18 protein-coding genes and 2 pseudogenes are annotated in these 19351 nt (G+C 57.9%); 15 read left to right on the top strand and 5 right to left on the bottom strand.

All coding sequences use genetic code 11. The features are described 5' to 3' along the window. Nucleotides 1-232: 232 nt before the first annotated feature. A complete protein-coding gene (locus tag IEX85_RS16805) occupies nt 233-1270 on the bottom strand; it encodes a carbon-nitrogen hydrolase family protein (RefSeq protein WP_188861779.1) in 1038 nt (345 codons plus the stop codon). 672 nt (nt 1271-1942) lie between these two features. On the opposite strand from IEX85_RS16805, the gene IEX85_RS16800 reads away from it, so the two are divergent. After that, entirely contained in the window at nt 1943-2941 is a 999-nt protein-coding gene (locus IEX85_RS16800) for an AraC-like ligand-binding domain-containing protein (protein WP_188861778.1), read from the top strand. 302 nt (nt 2942-3243) lie between these two features. Here IEX85_RS16800 and IEX85_RS24045 read toward each other — a convergent pair. Beyond that, nucleotides 3244-3431: pseudogene (locus IEX85_RS24045) on the bottom strand (IS5/IS1182 family transposase); the annotation flags it as partial. A gap of 122 nt (nt 3432-3553) precedes the next feature. On the opposite strand from IEX85_RS24045, the gene IEX85_RS16795 reads away from it, so the two are divergent. Continuing rightward, nucleotides 3554-3799 (top strand): hypothetical protein, encoded by a 246-nt coding sequence (locus tag IEX85_RS16795; RefSeq protein WP_188861777.1) that lies wholly within the window; start codon nt 3554-3556, stop codon nt 3797-3799. 26 nt (nt 3800-3825) lie between these two features. Beyond that, on the top strand, nt 3826-3903 hold the full coding sequence (locus IEX85_RS24255) for an AraC family transcriptional regulator (protein WP_373290929.1): 78 nt from the start codon (nt 3826-3828) through the stop codon (nt 3901-3903). Between the two features lie 31 nt (nt 3904-3934). On the opposite strand, the gene IEX85_RS16785 is transcribed toward IEX85_RS24255, so the two are convergent. Together IEX85_RS16785 and IEX85_RS16780 are read right to left on the bottom strand one after the other, a co-directional pair. Further along, nucleotides 3935-4786, bottom strand: coding sequence for a thymidylate synthase (locus IEX85_RS16785; RefSeq protein WP_188861775.1), 852 nt, complete (start codon nt 4784-4786; stop codon nt 3935-3937). Nucleotides 4787-4797: 11 nt separating this feature from the next. Next, nucleotides 4798-6198 (bottom strand): aminotransferase-like domain-containing protein, encoded by a 1401-nt coding sequence (locus IEX85_RS16780; protein ID WP_188861774.1) that lies wholly within the window; start codon nt 6196-6198, stop codon nt 4798-4800. A 366-nt stretch (nt 6199-6564) separates the two neighbouring features. On the opposite strand from IEX85_RS16780, the gene IEX85_RS16775 reads away from it, so the two are divergent. From IEX85_RS16775 to scpA, 9 genes are read left to right on the top strand one after another with little or no spacing between them, the layout of a single operon-like run. Next, nucleotides 6565-7047, top strand: a complete 483-nt coding sequence (locus tag IEX85_RS16775; protein ID WP_188861773.1) for an MSMEG_0572/Sll0783 family nitrogen starvation response protein — start codon at nt 6565-6567, stop codon at nt 7045-7047. Nucleotides 7048-7061: 14 nt separating this feature from the next. Beyond that, nucleotides 7062-8075: a Nit6803 family nitrilase gene (locus IEX85_RS16770; RefSeq protein ID WP_188861772.1), complete on the top strand. Its 1014-nt coding sequence runs from the start codon at nt 7062-7064 to the stop codon at nt 8073-8075. Further along, nucleotides 8032-9132: an MSMEG_0568 family radical SAM protein gene (locus IEX85_RS16765; RefSeq protein ID WP_188861771.1), complete on the top strand. Its 1101-nt coding sequence runs from the start codon at nt 8032-8034 to the stop codon at nt 9130-9132. Before IEX85_RS16770 ends, IEX85_RS16765 begins: the two co-directional genes overlap by 44 nt. A gap of 17 nt (nt 9133-9149) precedes the next feature. After that, the gene (locus IEX85_RS16760) at nt 9150-9815 is read left to right on the top strand and encodes an MSMEG_0567/Sll0786 family nitrogen starvation N-acetyltransferase (RefSeq protein ID WP_188861770.1); all 666 of its coding nucleotides are present in this window, start codon (nt 9150-9152) and stop codon (nt 9813-9815) included. Continuing rightward, nucleotides 9815-10804: a sll0787 family AIR synthase-like protein gene (locus IEX85_RS16755; protein ID WP_188861769.1), complete on the top strand. Its 990-nt coding sequence runs from the start codon at nt 9815-9817 to the stop codon at nt 10802-10804. Before IEX85_RS16760 ends, IEX85_RS16755 begins: the two co-directional genes overlap by 1 nt. A gap of 2 nt (nt 10805-10806) precedes the next feature. Further along, a complete protein-coding gene (locus tag IEX85_RS16750) occupies nt 10807-11091 on the top strand; it encodes an MSMEG_0570 family nitrogen starvation response protein (protein ID WP_188861768.1) in 285 nt (94 codons plus the stop codon). Between the two features lie 36 nt (nt 11092-11127). Further along, nucleotides 11128-12414, top strand: coding sequence for an MSMEG_0569 family flavin-dependent oxidoreductase (locus IEX85_RS16745; protein ID WP_188861767.1), 1287 nt, complete (start codon nt 11128-11130; stop codon nt 12412-12414). Nucleotides 12415-12432: 18 nt separating this feature from the next. Continuing rightward, nucleotides 12433-13311 (top strand): Pnap_2097 family protein, encoded by an 879-nt coding sequence (locus tag IEX85_RS16740; protein ID WP_188861766.1) that lies wholly within the window; start codon nt 12433-12435, stop codon nt 13309-13311. A gap of 2 nt (nt 13312-13313) precedes the next feature. Beyond that, nucleotides 13314-15386, top strand: a complete 2073-nt coding sequence (scpA, locus tag IEX85_RS16735; protein ID WP_188861765.1) for a methylmalonyl-CoA mutase — start codon at nt 13314-13316, stop codon at nt 15384-15386. A gap of 19 nt (nt 15387-15405) precedes the next feature. Here the strand turns inward: scpA and IEX85_RS16730 are convergent. Next, nucleotides 15406-15687, bottom strand: a pseudogene (locus IEX85_RS16730) (Arm DNA-binding domain-containing protein); the annotation flags it as partial. 699 nt (nt 15688-16386) lie between these two features. Here IEX85_RS16730 and IEX85_RS16725 point away from each other — a divergent pair. The 3 genes from IEX85_RS16725 to IEX85_RS16715 are packed head-to-tail and all read left to right on the top strand — an operon-like array spanning nt 16387 to nt 19345. After that, a complete protein-coding gene (locus tag IEX85_RS16725) occupies nt 16387-17061 on the top strand; it encodes a histidine phosphatase family protein (RefSeq protein WP_188861764.1) in 675 nt (224 codons plus the stop codon). Between the two features lie 17 nt (nt 17062-17078). After that, nucleotides 17079-18317, top strand: coding sequence for an acyl-CoA dehydrogenase family protein (locus IEX85_RS16720; RefSeq protein WP_188861763.1), 1239 nt, complete (start codon nt 17079-17081; stop codon nt 18315-18317). Next, complete coding sequence (locus IEX85_RS16715) at nt 18314-19345, top strand: phosphotransferase (protein WP_188861762.1); 1032 nt, start codon at nt 18314-18316, stop codon at nt 19343-19345. Before IEX85_RS16720 ends, IEX85_RS16715 begins: the two co-directional genes overlap by 4 nt. The last annotated feature ends 6 nt before the right edge of the window (nt 19346-19351 follow it).

Raw genomic sequence — 19351 nt, 5'->3', positions numbered from 1 at the left:
TGTCATTCTGCGTATGCAATACACACGTACAGGCAAAGCAGTTACCAGCCTTGGTTTCCTATTGTGAAACGCATCCTTCGCACCACAACCTCCCAGGCAGTTATCGGTACTAGACAACTGCCGTACCTGGTGGCTCGGGAGATCTCGGTGCTCATGGAGTCAACAGTCTGTTCACAGTCAGGAAACACTGACTGGCTGAAAAAGCTATTGCGTTAGATCGTCTTATTTGGGCTCAATCGAGACCCTTGTCATTCCCTTTGTCAGCCTTAACCGGAAATTCATCTTGAACATCAAGTGGTAGCGCCAGATGCTCGACCCGGCTCATCGGGGTTTTATTCAACATCAGGCGCATGACGTCTGGTCGAGAATAGTGTCCGCATGGATCCATTGCGTTCTTCGCCAGCGAAATCTGTGCAAGATCGATGTCGGCGTAGAGAATTCCCTCTTCTGTCTCTGGCAGCTTTTCACATAGCAACGAGCCATCAGGGCCGTAGATAACAGCGTGCCCCCCACCCACATGAGTGAGTTCATGCTTGTCCGGGGTATCGCACAGGGTGTCGATCATCTCCTGGGAGATAATGGCACTGGGTCCTATTACGAAACAGGCACCCTCAACTGCGTAGACTTTACTGACGGCGTTGTTCACGTCCGCTCCGAGCGCGTTGGCAAATGGCTCATAGGTCGAGAAACTGGGCCAGGCTGCAACATGCACCTGCTCATTTTGAGAGAACATGGCATAACGATTGAGTGACAACAGGTTTTCCCAGCAATTAAGTGCTCCGAGTCGACCAAGGTCAGTGGCATGGACCGCCAAGTCGCTGCCGTCTCCCTCACCGAATACGGTGCGTTCAGAATGGGTTGGTCTAATCTTGCGCCGCTTGGCTATCGTGTCTCCATCGGGGCCGATCAGCCACTGGCTGATGTACAGTGTACCGGTTGTCGACTCACGCTCTGAAAAGCCAAGTACTATGGTAATGTTGTTCTGCTTGGCTGCCTGACGGATACGTTCGGCCTGCGGGTCCTCGTAGCTCAGTGAGTTATCGTAATAGCGCTGCACAAATCCACGCTGTACAGCCCAGGCATGAGAGCCTAGCCAGATCCACCAGGGATAACCCGGGATCCAGGTTTCCGGGAACGCGATCAGCTTGGCTCCCTTTTTTGCTGCTTCTTCGACCAACGCTATCGTCTTATCTACAGCTCCGTCGAGATCGAGAAAAACCGGAGCGGCCTGCACTGCGGCCACCTTGTACTTGGGGTGTGTAATGCCCATATTGCCCTCTTCTTGTTATGCGGATCATTGAGTCCTGACCACCATGGCAGACTCTGGTTCTTGTCGACGACCTATCAACCCATGCACCTCTTCTGTAGTGACGACTACAGATTCTGTGCAATAAGCCGCCTACAGGGCGCATCAGGTCTGCCTTCACGATTCCACTGTATGCAAAACGCCAAGTATCAGCCTGGTCAGAACGGCGATAACTCTTTGTCAAAACGGAACTCTTGAACTTGGGTGGCCCATGTTCCCATGCTCCCATGCTCCGTTTTAGGTGGTACAATCACCAGTTGGTAAGAGGTGTTCAATGGCAAACCAGCGTCGCTCACCTTCAACCGAGTTCAAGCGTGAAGCCACCGCGCATTGGGGTGGATCAAGGCTACAGCATGACAGCAGCCAAACGTTCCGTTGGTGTCGAAGCCGGGCCGTTTCGACGCTGGGTCTTTCAGCGACACTAAGAGCGTTAAGGAGTCACACCCAAGGCCAAAGCGCTGGTACCAAAGCCGCAGATGATTCAAGAACTTAGGGCCCAGACGTCAGGGCAAACGAAAATTGAGTACAATTGGCATGCATTTTGCTTTTAGTTCGTGAGTGCAGAGCGATAATGGATTGGCATCCGCACCAACCATTTAACTCTTACGGAAGCGGACTGTTAGGAGGTAATACTTCATGCGTAACAACAGCGACATCCAATCACAAAACGCGATAGCGCATAATACGCAGTCGACAGAAAATATTCCTCAACGGGAAAAACTTGATTACTGGCGCTCGCTGGTTGAAGAAAAAGTCGTGCCCCTGGAATTCAAAGTTGTCGGCGATACACCATTTGAAGGCTCGTTGTACTCAAGCGAACTCGGTCCTGCCACCCTGTCTTTTATAAAAGCCACTCCCCATATCGCTCAGCGCACACCGCTCAATCGTTTTAGCCCGAGATCAGATTCTCTGGTGTTTAATATCGTACTATTGGGTAATCTGATTGCAACTCAGGATGGCAGAGAGTCAAGTCTTCCAACTGGCACAGGCGTTGTGGTCAACGCCGAACGTGCGTACAGATTAAATATCACGCAGAATAGTGAATTAGCGGTGCTGCAGGTGCCTCGTAAAATGCTTAGTCGCAGCGCCCCCGGTCTGGATCGAGTGGTAGCCAGAAACTTGGCAACCAACAACCCATATTACCCGCTTATAGTAGCCTATGTAAAAGAACTAGCAATTGGCATTGCCTCACTTCCCCCTCTTACAGCAAAAAAGATCGCAGACAATCTGGCGGACCTGCTGGCTGCAATGGTATCAGAAACTGTACAACACTCGTCTACGCTAATTTCCGATCACAAGTTTGCAAACCTGCTCAGAATAAAGACTTTCGTCGAGGAGCACCTGCAGAACTCTGAACTCTGCCCCGCGACCGTAGCCTCATCGCTAGGCATTTCCACTCGATACATCAACCAATTGCTGGCAGTAGAGGACACCTCTCTTAGCCGTTATATCTGGCAACAACGCCTGGAGCGTGTAGCCCGCTGCTTGCGGGACCCGGCATTGGTGTGCCAGAACATATCGACGCTGGCGTTTAGTTGCGGCTTTAACGACACGGCACACTTCAGCAAGACGTTTCGTAAGCGCTACAGCCTTTCACCTAGCGAATACCGTCGCCAGCATTTAGGCGTTTGTTGAACGGCAGGTCTTGGGCACTATTTGTACTTTCATCTGTGAGTATCTTGAGAAGTTTAGGACTTTCGGAAATTACTGCCCCAATAAGGCTATCGCAATATTACGCGAAAATTTCATATTGAGACCGTGCCCGGCCAAAAAGGGACGACTGATTATTTAGAGCGCCTGTGATTAAGTCTTCATTGCTGCTCTGAAGCGTAGCCATAAAAGTGGAAATACGGATTCGGCTGCCGTTTCCCGGTTTTTGATGCCTATGGACTACCTTTTAAGGTAGTGCAGACGGATTAACCCTGTGCTCGTCACATCTAATCCAAGCGGACGAGGTTAGACAGAGCAAACAGCATCGCCAGTTTGCCGTCATTTTCTTCAGACCGCGATAACGGGCTTTCACGAAGCCGAACTGGCACTTGATGATGCGGAACGGATGCTCGACCGTGGCGCAGAGGCAGGCCTTCAGATGCTCGGTGCGGATCCTGACCTTATTGGGCCGAGGAACTTTTCCTTTCGCGGCTGGCGGCGTTTGTTGCTGAACTCACTGTCGGTGAATGTGAGTTGCTGATCCATCCGAGCGTTCCTTGAAGTAGATGATGGCCGCTATTGTCTCATGGCGCGGACTTGATCACAGCTTCCCTGGCAGACCTGATCAGCGCCCTACTTGGCGAACATCTGAGCGGCAGCGAATCGCCTTTGTCGGATAGCAAGATCGCGACTCTTACGCGTACCCGCTCTTTTGTAGAGTCCAATCTGCACGACCCCGAACTCAGCTCCAATAAAGTTGCCGAGGCGATGCGGATGTCGACCCGCTATATTCAAGCAACTGCTGCAATGCGATGGAACATCACTGAGGCGCCTTATCTGTGATCGCCGGACGCTTACGATTCAACGATATGACACACTTCAGCGAGGCGTTTAAAAAACAGTTCGGCAGGACCCCGAGCGAATATCGCCAGTATTATCTCGCCTGACCCTCATCAGCTCGCACACCACACAGGGAGATCACACCGAAAACGGATACCCGATCGCCGGGTGATGCCGGTACCCCTCAACCTTGAAATCATCCAGCGTCACCCAGGTCTCCAGGTCATGCAGGGTGCGAATATCGGGATTGATCTCCAATTTAGGCAGCGCAAACGGCTCGCGCTTGAGCTGCACGTCGCGCAGCAGCTGCAGTTGATCCTCGTAGATATGGGCATTGACGATCTTGTGATACGCGATACCCGGCTTAAGGCCGGTAATCTGCGCAATCAGCCGCAACAGGGTAAACACCTGCACCTGGTTGAAGTTGAGCCCCAAAGGCACATCGCAGGAGCGTTGGTAGGAGGTCAGGTAGAGCGTATCGCCAAGCAGCGAGAAAGTATGGGTATGCATGCAGGGGCGCAGGCAGCCCAGATGGAACTCGCCCGGGTTGTAGAAACTGAGGATCTCGCCGCGATCGTCGATGCCTCGACTGAGGTTATCCACCAGTTTCGCCAGCTGATCGACCTCGCCGCCCTCCGGGGTGCGCCAATGGCGCCCCTGAACACCGTAGACACGCCCCATATCGTCCACGCCCCGGCGACAGGGGTTGGCCAGCCAGGTATCGTTGTCATTGGCATTGGCGTCCCAGCTTTTGGTCCCGAGCTTGCGAAAATCCTCCGCACTGTCGTAGCCGCGTATATAGCCCAACAGTTCGGCAATAGCCGCCTTCCAATAACTTTGGCGAGTGGTGATCAGCGGCAGCTCGTTGGCCGCCACGTTGTAGGTCAGGTCGGCGTTGATCAAGGTCAGGCAACGCTTGCCGGTTCGCTGATTGGTGACCCACTCGCCCTCGTCGATAATGCGTCGGCAGAGATCCAGATACTGTTGCATACGCTCTCACCTCAGGTGGTTAACGACGAAAGATAAGCGGGCTGGTCGATCAGGTCGGCTACGTGTTGCAGCCCCTCTTCCCAGTTATCACGCGTTATAGGGCCACCGAAGCACAGGCGCAACGCATCCGGGGGATTGTTATCGGTGCTAAACGCCGCGCTGGCCACCGCACTGACTCCGTGACTGCGTAGCTGAACAGCCAGTTCAGATGGGTTCCAGTTGGACGCTTTCGGTAACTTCAGCCAGAGGTGAAAGGCTCCCTTAGCTGAAGAGATCCTTTGTCGTCCCAAATACTGCTCCGCCAGTTTGAGTCGGGCTATCGCCTCGGTTCGGATCGCCTTGCACATGGCATCGGCTGTGCCATCCAGAATCCAGTTGCTGACCAGTTCGTCGACCAATGGACTCGACATCACATACAGTGCGCGCATGGCACCGGAAAATCGTTGTGCCTGGCGCCTGGCGGGTGCATGCACGAAAGCGGACCGCAACCCAGGCCCAAAGCACTTTGCAGTGCCCATAATGTAATAGGTCAGCTCGGGGGCCAGGTCGGCAATCGGCGTTACGGACTCCTCGCTCAGCAAGGTATAGGCGTCATCCTCGATAATCGGAATGCTGTAGCGCAAGGCCACATCCGCCAGTGCCTCGCGCCGCCCTTTGGGAATAATGGTCGTGGTCGGGTTGTGGATGGTGGGATTCAGGTAAAGTACCGCCACATTGCCCTGCCTGCAGATCTCCTCGAACGGACGCACCAGAGGTCCGTCAGCATCGCGCTCCAGCGAGTGCAGCGTCAGCCCCAACTGCGCGGCGATCGCTTTGATGCCGGGGTAGGCCAGACTTTCGACACAGACCAGCTGGCCCGGCGAGACCAGCTGAGTCAATAACCCCACCAATGCGCTGTGGATACCGGGACACACCAGCACCTGCTCGGGCACCGCCCGGCTCAGGCGTCGATCCAGCCAGTGTAACGCCGCTTCCTTAGATCGAGAACTTCCGCCAAAGGCCTGATAACGCAGCATCGAGTACAGGTCCTGCCGCGCCAGCGTGGAGATGGCACTGTCTCGGACCTGCTCAACCAGCGTCGGGATTGCCGGCTCAATCATGAGGTTCATGGTCATCTCATAGCCACCCCGACTGGGCTGCACCATCACCGTTTTCCCTTTGACGAAGGTACCCGAACCGGGATGGGAATCGATCAAGCCCCGAGTCCTCGCTTCGTTGTACGCGCGCGCCGCCGTGGTGTAGTTGATACCAACAGCAGCGGCCAGATCACGCAAAGGCGGTAAGCGGTCGCGAGCCTGCAAGCGCCCACTCTCTACATCTTCCTCAATCAGATCTGCGATCAACCGATAAGCCGGAACACCCGTGTCCGACTCCAATCGATGACGCCAGCGCTGGAGTTCGTGCGTACTCATCTATGCAATCAATCCCCATCTATCGCATACAACAAAGAGACTCAATTCTACTGCAATATCCATAATGAAAAAATGCAACTTTTATAACCAAACGATCGCACCGCGCGCACCAAGAAGAAGCGCTCTTCAATAAAAGCGCACAACATTAGTTCAATCAAACAGTTACAAAAAGAGTCCCGAGATAACTGCAAAGCCTCATAGAAAATTATTTGCCGCTTCTTAAAGTTAGACTCCAATCATTGATCGCATATTGATTGCATTCAATAGAAAAACAAATGGCATATCGATTGCTCTATATTGATTGCATCACGCAGAGGCACGCTCTGGTGTGTAACCCAATCACGCAACACTAATGGAGTAACAACAATGCCGACAGTATCCCAACCGCAGCACAAGGCCGGTGACTTCTTTGTCGATTACGAAGAGAAAGTATTCGAGGATGTGAAGGCCAATCCGGGCGAGAAAGCCCTGGTTACCTTCCACACCGTGGCATTCGAAGGTTCCATCGGTCTGGTCAACATGCTGCAGGCTACCCGCTTGCAGCGCAAAGGTTACGAAACATCCATTCTGCTGTATGGACCGGGCGTCACTCTGGGCATCCAGCGCGGCTTCCCGACCATCGGCGACGAAGCGTTCCCTGGACACCAGAACTACACCAATCAGCTGAAGAAGTTCATGGCCGAGGGCGGCAAGGTGTACGCCTGCCGTTTTGCTCTGCAGGCACTGTATGGCCACGGCGAACCGGCACTGATCGAAGGTATCCGTCCGATCAACCCGCTGGACGTGATGGATCTCAAGCTGCTTCACATGCGTGACAACGCCGTGATCCTCGATACCTGGACCCTGTAAGGAGCGTAGCGGCCATGACCAACAATCGAGTGGTACGGGCCGCTGCCGTTCAGATCGCTCCGGATCTCCGGAGCGCCAACGGCACGCTGGCTAACGTACTCAATGCAATGGATGAAGCGGCCTCCAAGGGGGGCGAGCTGATCGTCTTTCCGGAGACGTTTGTTCCCTACTACCCGTACTTCTCCTTCGTTTATCCGGCGGTAGCCTGTGGCGCCGAGCACCTGCGCCTGTACGAGGAAGCGGTTGTCGTTCCCGGCCCGATCACCGATGCGGTGGCGGAACGGGCCCGCAAGCACGGTATGGTCGTCGTGCTGGGCGTCAACGAGCGTGACCACGGCAGCCTCTACAACACCCAGCTGATCTTCAATGGCGACGGCAGACTGCTGCTCAAACGCCGCAAGATCACCCCGACCTACCACGAGCGGATGATCTGGGGTCAGGGTGATGCATCGGGCCTGAAGGTTGCTGATACCACCGTGGGCCGCGTCGGCGCACTGGCCTGCTGGGAGCATTACAACCCGCTGGCACGCTATGCGTTGATGACCCAACACGAACAGATCCACTGCAGTCAGTTCCCCGGTTCCCTGGTGGGTCCGGTGTTCGCCGACCAGATCGAAGCCACCATCCGTCACCATGCGCTGGAGTCCGGCTGCTTCGTGGTGAACTCCACCGGCTGGCTGCACGACGAGCAGATCGAATCGATCACCACCGACGAGAAACTGCAGCAAGCCCTGCGCGATGGCTGCAACACCGCAATCATTTCGCCCGAGGGCAAACACCTGGCCACACCGCTGAAAGAGGGTGAAGGCCTGGTGATCGCCGATCTTGACTTCAGCCTGATCACCAAGCGCAAGCGGATGATGGATGCGGTCGGCCACTACGCCCGCCCGGAGCTGCTGAGTCTTGCGATCAATGACCGTCCGGCACGTTACAGCCATGCACTTGCCCCCACACCGGAGGTTGAATGCCTCCAAGGAGCCGATGATGAGCTTAAGCAAGTCAACCCAGCGCCAGCATTTGATTACTGAGCTGCAGACCCGAGGCCTGCGCCTGCACAACGCCGGCCAGGATCATGTCAGTCGCCGCGGCGGCGCCGGTCCCTCCGACCACCAGGCGGTAACGATCGACGGTACTACGGTCATGGTACCGATCTACACCCAGTCGGCCTGGCGCTCCCCGTTTAGCGTGGAGTCCAGCGAGCAGGGTCACAAACTGATTGAAAACGCGATACCGCTGGCGGATATCACCTTTGCCGACACGCCTCGCTTCTATGACCTGAGCACGACGGACGGTATCCCCTACTCGCATATCGCCACGCTGCACAGCAAGGACGTACTGGCCACCACCGTACTGCAAACCTGCATCCGCTATGAGAGCCGGCGCAAGGCGTGCAAGTTCTGCTCGATCGGTCAGTCACTGCAGGCAGGTCGAACCATCGCCCGCAAAACGCCGCAGCAACTGGCAGAGGTGGCTAAAGCCGCGGTCGAGCTGGACGGTGTGCAGCATATGGTAATGACCACCGGCACCCCGGCAACTTCGGATCGTGGTGCGGCGATTCTGTGCGAGAGCGCCGACGCGATTCGTGCCGCTGTGGATATCCCGATTCAGGCGCAGTGCGAACCGCCAGCCGATCCAGCCTGGTATGCGCGCATGAAAGCGGCCGGTATCGACACCCTGGGTATGCATCTGGAGGTGGTGACACCCGCGCTGCGCAAGGAGTTGATGCCCGGCAAGGCTGAGATATCCATCGAGGAGTACATGGTGGCGTTCCGCGAGGCGGTGGCCGTCTTCGGTCGCGGTCAGGTCAGCACCTATATTCTGGCGGGCCTCGGCGACAGTAAAGACGCGATTCTTGAAACCTGTTCACAACTGATCGAGATCGGCGTGTACCCATTCGTGGTGCCCTTCGTACCGATTACCGGCACCCCGCTGGAGGATCTGACGCCGCCGAGCAGCGAGTTCATGGCGTCGATCCTGGCGCCGCTGGGTAAACACCTGCAGCTGGCCGCCATGCGCTCCAGCGACATCAAGGCGGGCTGTGGCCGCTGCGGAGCCTGCTCCACCCTCTCCGAGTACGAGCACTGAGTTCAAAGGAGGTCCACATGACTGTAACAAGCCGCCATCCGGCCTACTCCGAATACACCATCAAATGGGCCAGCCTGCCCTGGGAGGCTGATGAAGCCTACGCCTTGCGGCGCCGGGTGTTCTGTGAAGAGCAGTCGCTGTTCGAGCAGGACGACCGCGACCTGACCGACCAGTCGGCGCAACTGCTGGTCGCCCTCGGTGGACATGGCGGCTGGCATGAACAAGTCGTCGGGACCGTCCGTATTCACGAAGAGGAACCAGGAATCTGGTACGGCTCTCGACTCGCAGTCGATCCGGCCTTCCGGACCCAAGGTTATCTGGGCGCCACCTTGATCAAACTGGCTGTATCCAGTGCCCATGCACTTGGCTGCCACTGTTTTCTGGCCCGCGTGCAGGAACAGAACGAAACCCTGTTCCGCCGCCTGCACTGGCAGCGTATTGGCGAACAGATTGTGCGCAACCGTCCCCACGTGGTTATGCAGGCAGATTTGGATCACTACCCGCCCTGCCATACCCCTTACGGCGGCTTTGTACTGCGCGGTCGCAACCGTCGCGTCGATACCGAGATCGCGCCTCAGCTGCTGGAGCTGCCGGTCGCCAATGCATCACACCTGACCACCGCAGCAGCGCCCGCGGCGGCTCTTGCATCAGCGCCTGCGGCCGCTCTTGTAGAGGGAGCCTGATGATGGAGCTTGCCACTATCCTCAGTCAGGTCAGTCAGTACGCCGGTATCGCCCAAAAGGAAGATATCGTCCTGCTGGCACCCAATCTTCCGGCCCTGCCCGAAGGCTGGCACCCCAATGGCGATGACGCGGCGGCGATTCCGCAAGCCGATGGCTACTCGCTGCTGGCAATGGAGGGATTCCTGAACGCCTTCGTCGCGCAGGATCCCTGGTTCGCCGGCTGGTGCGGTGTAATGGTCAATATCAGCGATATTGCCGCCATGGGAGGCCACCCTCGCGCGGTGGTCAATGCCCTGTGGAACCACGATCTTGAAAACGCGCGGCAGATTTTCGACGGCATGAGTGCCGCCGCCAAGACCTTCGGCGTCCCCATCATCGGCGGCCACACCAACCTGCGCGCCAATCAGCCGCAACTGGCGGTGTCGATCCTGGGGCACGCCAAGCGCCTGCTCAGCGCCTTTGCCGCCCGGCCCGGACAGCTTCTGGTCGCGGCCATCGACCACCGCGGCGCCTTCCGCAAGCCGTACTTGAACTGGAACGCGGCCACGGACGCGCCAGCAGAGCGCCTGCGCGGCGACATTGCGCTGTTACCGGCCATCGCCGAGCGCGAGCTGGCCTTCGCGGCCAAAGACATCAGCCAGGCAGGACTGCTCGGCACTGCGCTGATGCTACTGGAGAGCTCCGGTGTCGGCGCTCGCATCGATCTCGATGCGCTCCCGAAGCCGGCGACGGTGAATTGGAGCGACTGGCTCTGTGCTTTCCCCAGCTTCGGTTACCTGCTGACCACCGACTCGGCGCGCCTGCCAGAGCTACTGGAACTGTTCCATCACCGCGAGATCAGCGCCGCGGCGATCGGTGAAATTACCGCCAACCAACAATTGTGGGTTGCCAAGGCGCTGGAGCGCCAGCTGTTCCGCGACCTGAGAAACACCCCCTTAACCGGTTTTAGCCCGCACCCACGGGCCCCGCAACACGCAATGGAGCACTAACCATGCCTGCAATCAACTTCAGCGTCCGCTGGCCCGACGGCAGTGAAGACAACTGCTACTCCCCTTCCACCGTTGTGCGTGAGCACTTCAAGGCGGGTGACCGCCTACCGTTGAGCGAGTTCATCGCCAAAGCCGAAGTGGCACTGGACGCGGCCAGCAACCGGGTGGAACAGAAGTTTGGCTACTTCTGCTCCAGCGCCATGGACCAGCTGTCGGTCATCAAAGCCAAAGCCGCCCGTTACGAAGACGCAGAGAACGACACTGTCGAGATCGTCAGCGTCTCCTAACCCGAAATCAGATTAATGACTATGTGGGATATCCAAATGAGCAACCTCAATCACACCCGTACTCACTATTCCGTCATCGTTGTTGGCGGCGGCCAGGCCGGTCTTTCCGTCAGCTACTACCTCAAGCAGCTCAAGCTGGATCATCTGGTGTTCGAGAAAAACAGCCTGATGCACGGCTGGAAAGCCGAACGCTGGGACTCATTCACCCTGGTCACCCCGAACTGGCAGTGCAACCTGCCCGGCCATCCCTATGATGGCGATGATCCGAAAGGCTTCATGACCCGGGATGAAACCATCGCCTACCTGAATACCTTCGCATCCAAGCTCAATGCCCCGGTACGTGAAGGCGTGGCCGTCAACAAAGTGGAAACCGACGCCAATGGTGTCTACCACGTCTCAACCTCAGACGGCGATTACACGGCCGATCAGGTGGTTGTCGCCTCCGGTGGTTACCACATCCCGGTGATCCCGCGCATGGCTGAGCGTCTGCCGGAATCGGTGTTCCAGATGCACTCCGCGCAGTACAAGAGCGCAGCCCAGCTGCCGGAAGGCGCCGTGCTGGTGGTTGGCTCGGGTCAGTCCGGCGCGCAGATCGCAGAAGACTTGCACCTGGCCGGCCGCAAAGTATTCCTCGCCACCGGCGATGCACCGCGCGTATCCCGCTTCTACCGCGGCAAGGATGTGGTCGAGTGGCTCGACGACATGGGCTACTACAAGATCTCCGTTAACGAGCATCCGCTGGGCAAGAACGTCCGCAACAACACCAACCACTATGTCACCGGCCGTGACGGCGGTCGCGACATCGACCTACGCAAGTTCGCCCAGGAAGGCATGGAACTGTACGGTCTGATGACCGACTACGACGGCGAATACCTGGTCTTCCTGCCCAACCTGACGCAGAACCTGGACAAGGCCGACGCCACCCTGAACAACATCAACGCCCGCATCGACGCCTGGATCGAACAGCAGGGCATCGAAACCGAGGAAGGCCCGTCCGTCTACACACCGAGCTGGACACCAGAGCAGGAACGCACGCAGCTCAACCTGGCTGAATCCGGCATCACCAGCATTCTCTGGTGTATCGGCTTCCGCCCGGATTTCGGCTGGCTGGATGCGGCGGTATTCAACGGCCAGGGCCACCCGAAACACGATCGCGGTGTCACCAACCAGCCGGGCCTGTACTTCATTGGTCTGCCCTGGTTGCACACCTGGGGCTCCGGTCGATTCACGAGCGTCGGTCAGGACGCCGAGCACCTGTCCGAACACATCGCGGCCTACCAGCGCAGGGTGAAAGCCACCTCTGAGGAAGCCGTACCGGCCTAAGCCGGAAGGAGCGATTGCATGATCACACACGAGGCAGCGTTTCTGGCCGGCATGCCCAATCTGTCGCTGTGCGGACTGAGCGAGAACTGGTTATTGAAAGAGTGCGGCAACCAGCACTGGTTGGCCCTGGCCGACCTGTTCGGACTGGCGCTGCCCGCATTCAAGGCCCAGGATGGTTCGTCGGTTTACGCCGCTTTCGTGGCGGTCAAACTGGCAGAGACCCGCCTTCAGTTGATCGACGAAAACGATCGCTTCGTCATTGAAACCTGCCTGGCCCCTGCGGGCCGGGCACGTTTTTTCAGTACCCACCGAATTCTGTGTAAGGGTATAGAATGCGCCCAGGTGGAGATGCTGTCGACCCAGGTCAGCCGGCAGGAAACGGGTAACAACCAGAGCGTCACCCGCATCAACCTTCCCACTGCTCTCGCATCAACATCCAACAGCGACGACTTACTGCGGCTGAAGGCACGCGCTATCACACTGGCAGAGTCAGCCAAGCAGTTCCGCAGCGAACAGTGGCAGGAGTGGCACGGGCTCAAGCCCAATCGGGCCGTAACCCTACCGGGTATTGTGCATCACCCTTGTCCACACAATGATTTCAACGGCGCAGACTTTCTCTACTTCGCCAACTTCCAGGCCGCAGCCGATCGCGCCGAGTGGGCCTGGAACCGCAACCGCCAACTGTGGCAAACCCGCGATCGCCAACTGAATTACTACGGCAACATCAATATCGGTGACTCGTTGCACCTTGAGTTCGCCACGTTAAAAAGCGATGACCGCCGTCTGATCCACTGGCTGACAGTCCGGCGCGATTCAGATGGCAGCAAGATCGCGGACATTCTGACCCACAAGCAACGCTTGAGCAGCACCGGGTATCGCTGGGCCAACAGGGGGTAAGCATGCAGAACCACAAACCATATTACACACGGGACGATATCAGCGATCTGCCACACCTCTCAAGCCTTCCCGGCGAGGCCCCTTTTGTACGCGGACCGTTCGAATCAATGTACCGCCAGAAGCCATGGACGATCCGCCAATACACTGGGTTTGCCAGCGCAGAAGAGTCCAATGCCGCCTTCAAGCGCTGCCTGGCTGAAGGCGGACAAGGGCTCTCTGTCGCATTTGATCTGGCCACCCACCTGGGCTTCGATTCGGATCACCCTGCCGCGCAGGCGGATGTAGGCCGCACGGGCGTGGCGATCGACAGTGTCGAAGATATGAAGCGGCTGTTCGCCGGCATCGACCTGAGCCAGGTATCCGTCTCGATGACCATGAACGGCGCCGTGTTGCCGATCATGGCAACCTTTATCGTCGCCGCCGAGGAGAGCGGTGTCCCACGCCAGCAACTACGCGGCACCATCCAGAACGACATTCTGAAGGAGTTCATGGTACGCAACACCTACATCTTTGAACCTGAACCCTCGATACGGATCAGCACCGATGTCGTGGAATACCTGAGCCAGGAGCTGCCCAATTTCAACAGCATGTCGATCTCCGGTTACCACTTTCAGGAAGCCGGCGCCGAACCGGCCCTGGAACTGGCCCTGACGCTGGCCAATGCCCGCGCCTATCTGGATCAGATCGCCGACCGCGGGATCGATCTCGATGCCTTCTGCCACCGCCTGAGCTTTTTCTTCGGTGTGGGGATGAACTTCTTCGACGAAATCGCGAAGCTGCGTGCGGCCCGCCTGCTCTGGAGCGAAGAGGTGGAGCGCCGTGGCGCTACGTCGGATCGCGCCAAGAGGATGAAAATGCACTGTCAAACCTCCGGTTGGTCGCTGACCGCCCAGGAGCCCCAAAACAACCTGATCCGCACCACCATCGAAGCGATGGCCGCCGTGTTCGGCGGCACTCAATCGCTGCATACCAATGCCTATGACGAAGCCCTGTCACTGCCTACCGATCACTCGGCACGGCTGGCACGCAATACACAGCTGATTCTGCAGCATGAAACCGGCATCTGCGACGTCGCCGACCCCTGGGGTGGTTCCTACATGATGGAGGCATTGACCCAGGCAATGGTGAACAAGGTACGGGGGTATGTAGACGACATTGACGCTCAGGGCGGTGTCATCGCCGCGATCGAATCCGGCTGGGTGCGAGATCGCATCCACGAAAGTGCCGCCCAGACGCAGGCGGCGACTGACAGCGGCCGGCGCCCCATCATTGGCGTCAACCGTTTCGTCAGCGACGAAGAATTGCAGTCGAGCACCCGTCAAATCGATGCCGAGTCGCTAATAGGGGAACAGCGTCACCGTCTGCAGCAATTACGCGAACGCAGGGACGACGAGGCTGTCGATCATGCCTTGGCGGCCCTGTCTGCATCCGCTCGGCAACAACAGGGCAACCTGCTCGCGCTAACCGTGGATGCGATTCGGGCTCGCGCCACCCTCGGCGAGTGCACCCGCGCATTACTATTGAGCTGGCCTCGGTACAGGGCCCTGAGTCGTTTCAGCCCGAATGCTTATGCAGAAAGCCGGCGGCATGATGCAAGCTGGCGCCGGGCACAGCGCAGGGTCGAAACCTTTTCCCTCAATAACCTGCGAAATCCTTCCATCTTGATCGTAAAACTCGGCCTCGACGGTCACGATCGCGGCGCCCGGGTAGTCGCCGCAGCTCTCGCCAACGCCGGCTTCCGGGTCGAACTAAGTCCACTGTTCAGCACTCCGCAGCAAGTACTGCAGCAACTTCACAAGACGGGCTTCGATGCCATCGGGATATCGCTGCTCTCCGGTGCTCACCTTGCCCTGGTTCAGGAACTGAAGACTGCGCTCGATCGCGAAGGCTATGCCGATCTACCGCTATTCCTAGGGGGCGTGATTCCGAAAGAAGATCAGACGCGGCTCGAGGCTATTGGGATACAGCATGTATTCGGCCCCGGAACCCCAATGGAGCGAATAGTCGAATCGATACTGGCCAGAGTAGCACTCAATGCTACCGAACCAATGCCCATAAATATCAGGTCAATCTAGCAGCGCAGGCTTCACACCACTAGGCACAGTTGGCGGGCCCTGAAGCCAAGGTGAGTCCACCTGGAAGCCCGGAATTGACTGCGAATATTTCTCTGCCCTTGGCTAACGGGAACAGATGGGGCGGCGCTGAAGTTGACAAGCACGAAAAGTCCCGGAGCTGCCGGGCATCCCGAAGCGACAACTCGGGATAGCTGCCAAGCGAGATACGAGCGCGCTGCCCAAGGCAGGTGTAGCTAAAGTACCAGGCCTTGCTGCCCTTGGCCGAGAAAAAAAGCGATAGGCCATCGAAATCGGCGATTGTGTATGGCTTGCCCGTGGCCTTCGCCTGCCGTCATGTCGGTGAGCATATGTCCAACTCCCCGTGATGCGAGTTGGATGCATTGTTCGTTATCGGTCCCGTGTTCCTACAGCAAAAATGCGATCTGGAGTCTCACGCAATGATGTACCACCAAATGTACCGTCATATACCGGCTGTTGGTGGATGTTGCTGGACGCCACGGGATCACGTAAAAAAATTTATAACGAGATCAGTGACATTAAACGTGCATTGGCTTTCAGCGGAGGGCTCTGGAAAGCCGAAGTGGAGCGGGTAGCGAAACTAAAAACTGTATCCAACCCATTGCTGAGGAACAGAGTTTGCCTGTTTGCCGATTGAGCTAAGACCGCATTTTGTCCCGCCAGGTACCGCGGGACAAGTTAGTGAATTCCACTTCGTACCTCCAACATCCTCTGACTGCCACCAGAGCAGGACCGGTAGCGGCTTCTGGCATGGCGGCGGCCTGGCGCCTCTACCCACTCTCCCGGACGTTTTGCTGTCGACGTCACACGCCGAGACGCAATGATATTTCCTGCATGAATATCAGGGCATCACCCATATAAACTTCATTAAGTCAGTAACGCCCGATACCCTTATTTCACTTGGAGAAATACGCCTACGTTAAAGCTGTTTCATGCCCCCCAAGTAACCAGAAGTGTTACACGACAACTGACTCATATAAAAATGGCTGAGCTCTATCTAATTCGACACGGTCAGGCCTCCTTCGGTGGTGACGACTACGACCAACTCTCGACGCTCGGGTATCGGCAGTGCCGCTGGCTCGGCGAATATTTCCGAACCCGTGAAATTACGTTTGAGCGCATTATATGCGGTCAGATGGCACGCCATCGCCAGTCCGCCGACGCCATCTGCCAGAGTCTCGACGCCGCCCCGGCCTATGAAACGCACCACGGCTTCAACGAATTCGACTTCGAAAAACTTCTGCTGGGTTACTGCCAGACCTTTCCGGAGTACGCCATTAGCGACTGGCAGAGCCCGCAGGATGTCTATCGCTGCCTGCGCCATGCCATGCGGTCCTGGTCCCGCGGAGAATTGCCGGATAGCGCCGTACCGGAGAGCTGGCAGGCGTTCGAGCAACGGGTAAATCGCGCTTTGGATTTCGCGCGCCGCGATGCGACCGGAAATACCCTCGTCTGCAGTTCCGGCGGCCCCATCAGCATGGCGCTGAGCCAGTTGATGGGGTTCGGTGCCGACACGCTGATCAGTACGAACCTGCAGATGCGCAACTCGTCGATCACCCACTGCTTTTACACGCCGGCACGTACCACTGTCACCGGATTTAACAGTGTGCCGCATCTGGACTCCCCCTATAGCCTCGAGCTGATCACCTACAGTTAAGCCGAAGGAATGAACCTATGGATTTCGAGTATTCCCCCAGAGTGCGCGAGTTGCGCAAAAGCCTCCTGGATTTCATGGATGAGCACATTTATCCAAACGAAGCCCGCTGGGAGGCTCAGGTGGCTGACGGCGACCGCTGGGAGCCGCCGGGCTTACTAGCCGAGTTGAAGGAAAAGGCCAGGACTGCCGGCCTGTGGAACCTTTTTCTGCCCGATACCTACGACCGCTTCAGCCCCGGCCTGACCAACCTGGAATATGCCCCTCTGGCCGAGCTCATGGGCCGCGTCTACTGGGCCCCGGAAGTGTTCAACTGCAACGCCCCGGATACCGGCAATATGGAGGTGCTGGCAAAATATGGCAACGAAGCGCAGCAGCGGCAGTGGCTGACACCGCTGATGAACGGCGAGATCCGCTCGGCGTTTGCCATGACCGAGCCGGAACTGGCCTCCTCGGATGCGACCAATGTGGCGACTTCGATCGTCCGGGACGGCGACGACTACGTCATTAACGGCCGCAAGTGGTTCATATCCGGGGCCTGCAACAACCACACCCGCATCTATATCGTCATGGGCAAGACCGACCCGGGCAACGCCAATAAGTACCTGCAACAGTCGATGCTGCTGGTGCCGGCCGGCACACCCGGCGTGCAGGTGGTGCGCCCGATGCAGGTATTCGGCTACGACGATGCGCCCGAAGGCCACGCCGAACTGATCTTCGACAACGTCCGGGTGCCCGCGGACAACCTGCTGCTGGGCGAAGGTCGCGGCTTCGAGATCGCCCAGGGGCGGCTTGGACCCGGTCGTATCCACCACTGCATGCGTACCATCGGACTGGCGCAGCGTGCACTGGAAAAGATGTGCGTGCGCGCCGAAACGCGCATTGCCTTCGGCCAACCACTCAGCAAGCAACAGTCGGTACGGGAGGCGATCGCCCTCTCCGCCTGCGAGATCGAACAGGCACGACTGCTGACGCTCAAGGCCGCGGCGAAGATGGACCAGGGTGGCAACAAGGCCGCCAAGGACCTGATCGCGATGATCAAGATCGTCGCACCGAACATGGCCTGCGCCGTGATCGACCGTGCCATCCAGATACATGGAGCGGCCGGCGTCAGCCAGGACACCTTCCTGGCGCGAGCCTATACCATCGCCCGCTCGATCCGGCTGGCGGATGGGCCCGACCAGGTTCACATGATGCAGCTGGGCCGCAACCTGTCCCGCGAAATCCATGAACGCCTCAATGATGGAGACAACGCATGACCCGCGCCGTTGAAACGCTCGACCTCACCAAACTGCAGCCTTATCTGGAAGCCCATGTCGAGGGCTTCCGGGGGCCGATGCAGGTGGAAAAATTCTCCGGTGGACAGTCGAACCCGACATTCAAGATAACCGCCGAATCCGGTATCTATGTGCTGCGCCGCCAACCACCGGGCAGACTGTTGAAGTCCGCCCACGCCGTCGACCGCGAGTATCGCGTGCTCGCGGCACTTGCCGATACCGACGTTCCGGTTGCCCGTGTCTACCACCTGTGCGAGGACCGCGAGGTGATCGGCTCGATGTTCTACATCATGGAGTACTGCGACGGTCGTGTGTTCTGGGATGCCGCCCTGCCCGAAGTCGGACGGGACGAGCGCAGCGCGATCTACGACGAGATGAACCGGGTGCTGGCAACACTGCACTCGGTCGATATCGACACGGCGGGGCTTGGCGACTTCGGCCGGCCCGGCAACTACTTTCAGCGCCAGCTCACCCGCTGGAGTGATCAGTATCGCGCCTCGGAGCTGGAGCCTATAGCGCCGATGGAACAGCTGATGGTATGGCTGGAACGCAACCTGCCCGACGACGACGGCCGTGTATCGCTGGTGCATGGCGATTATCGCCTCGACAACCTGATGCTTCACCCCACTGAGCCTCGGGCGATTGCCCTGCTCGACTGGGAGCTATCGACCCTCGGTCATCCATTCGCCGATCTCGGTTACCTCTGCATGCAGATGCGCATGCCGGTTATCGGCACGGTATCGGGCCTGCGAGGCAAGGACCTGGACGCACTGGGAATCCCGTCAGAGCAGGAGTACGTCGCTACCTACTGTCGGCGAATGGGCATCGATAAGATCGACAATTTCGGCTTTTACGTTGCGTTCAGCTTCTTCCGCCTGGCCGCTATCATCCAGGGCGTCGCTAAACGGGCCATCGACGGCAACGCCTCCAACAGGCAGGCGGCCGAAATGGGCCAGTACGTCGGCCCGCTGGCAGAACTGGCGCTCGAGGCCATTGCCGAACAGGCCTGAACGAGA

The sequence above is a fragment of the Marinobacterium nitratireducens genome (assembly GCF_014645375.1).
Classification (GTDB): Bacteria; Pseudomonadota; Gammaproteobacteria; order Pseudomonadales; family Balneatricaceae; genus Marinobacterium_A; species Marinobacterium_A nitratireducens.
Note: the sequence above shows the minus strand (reverse complement) of the source record. Positions and strands in the feature narration are given on the sequence as shown.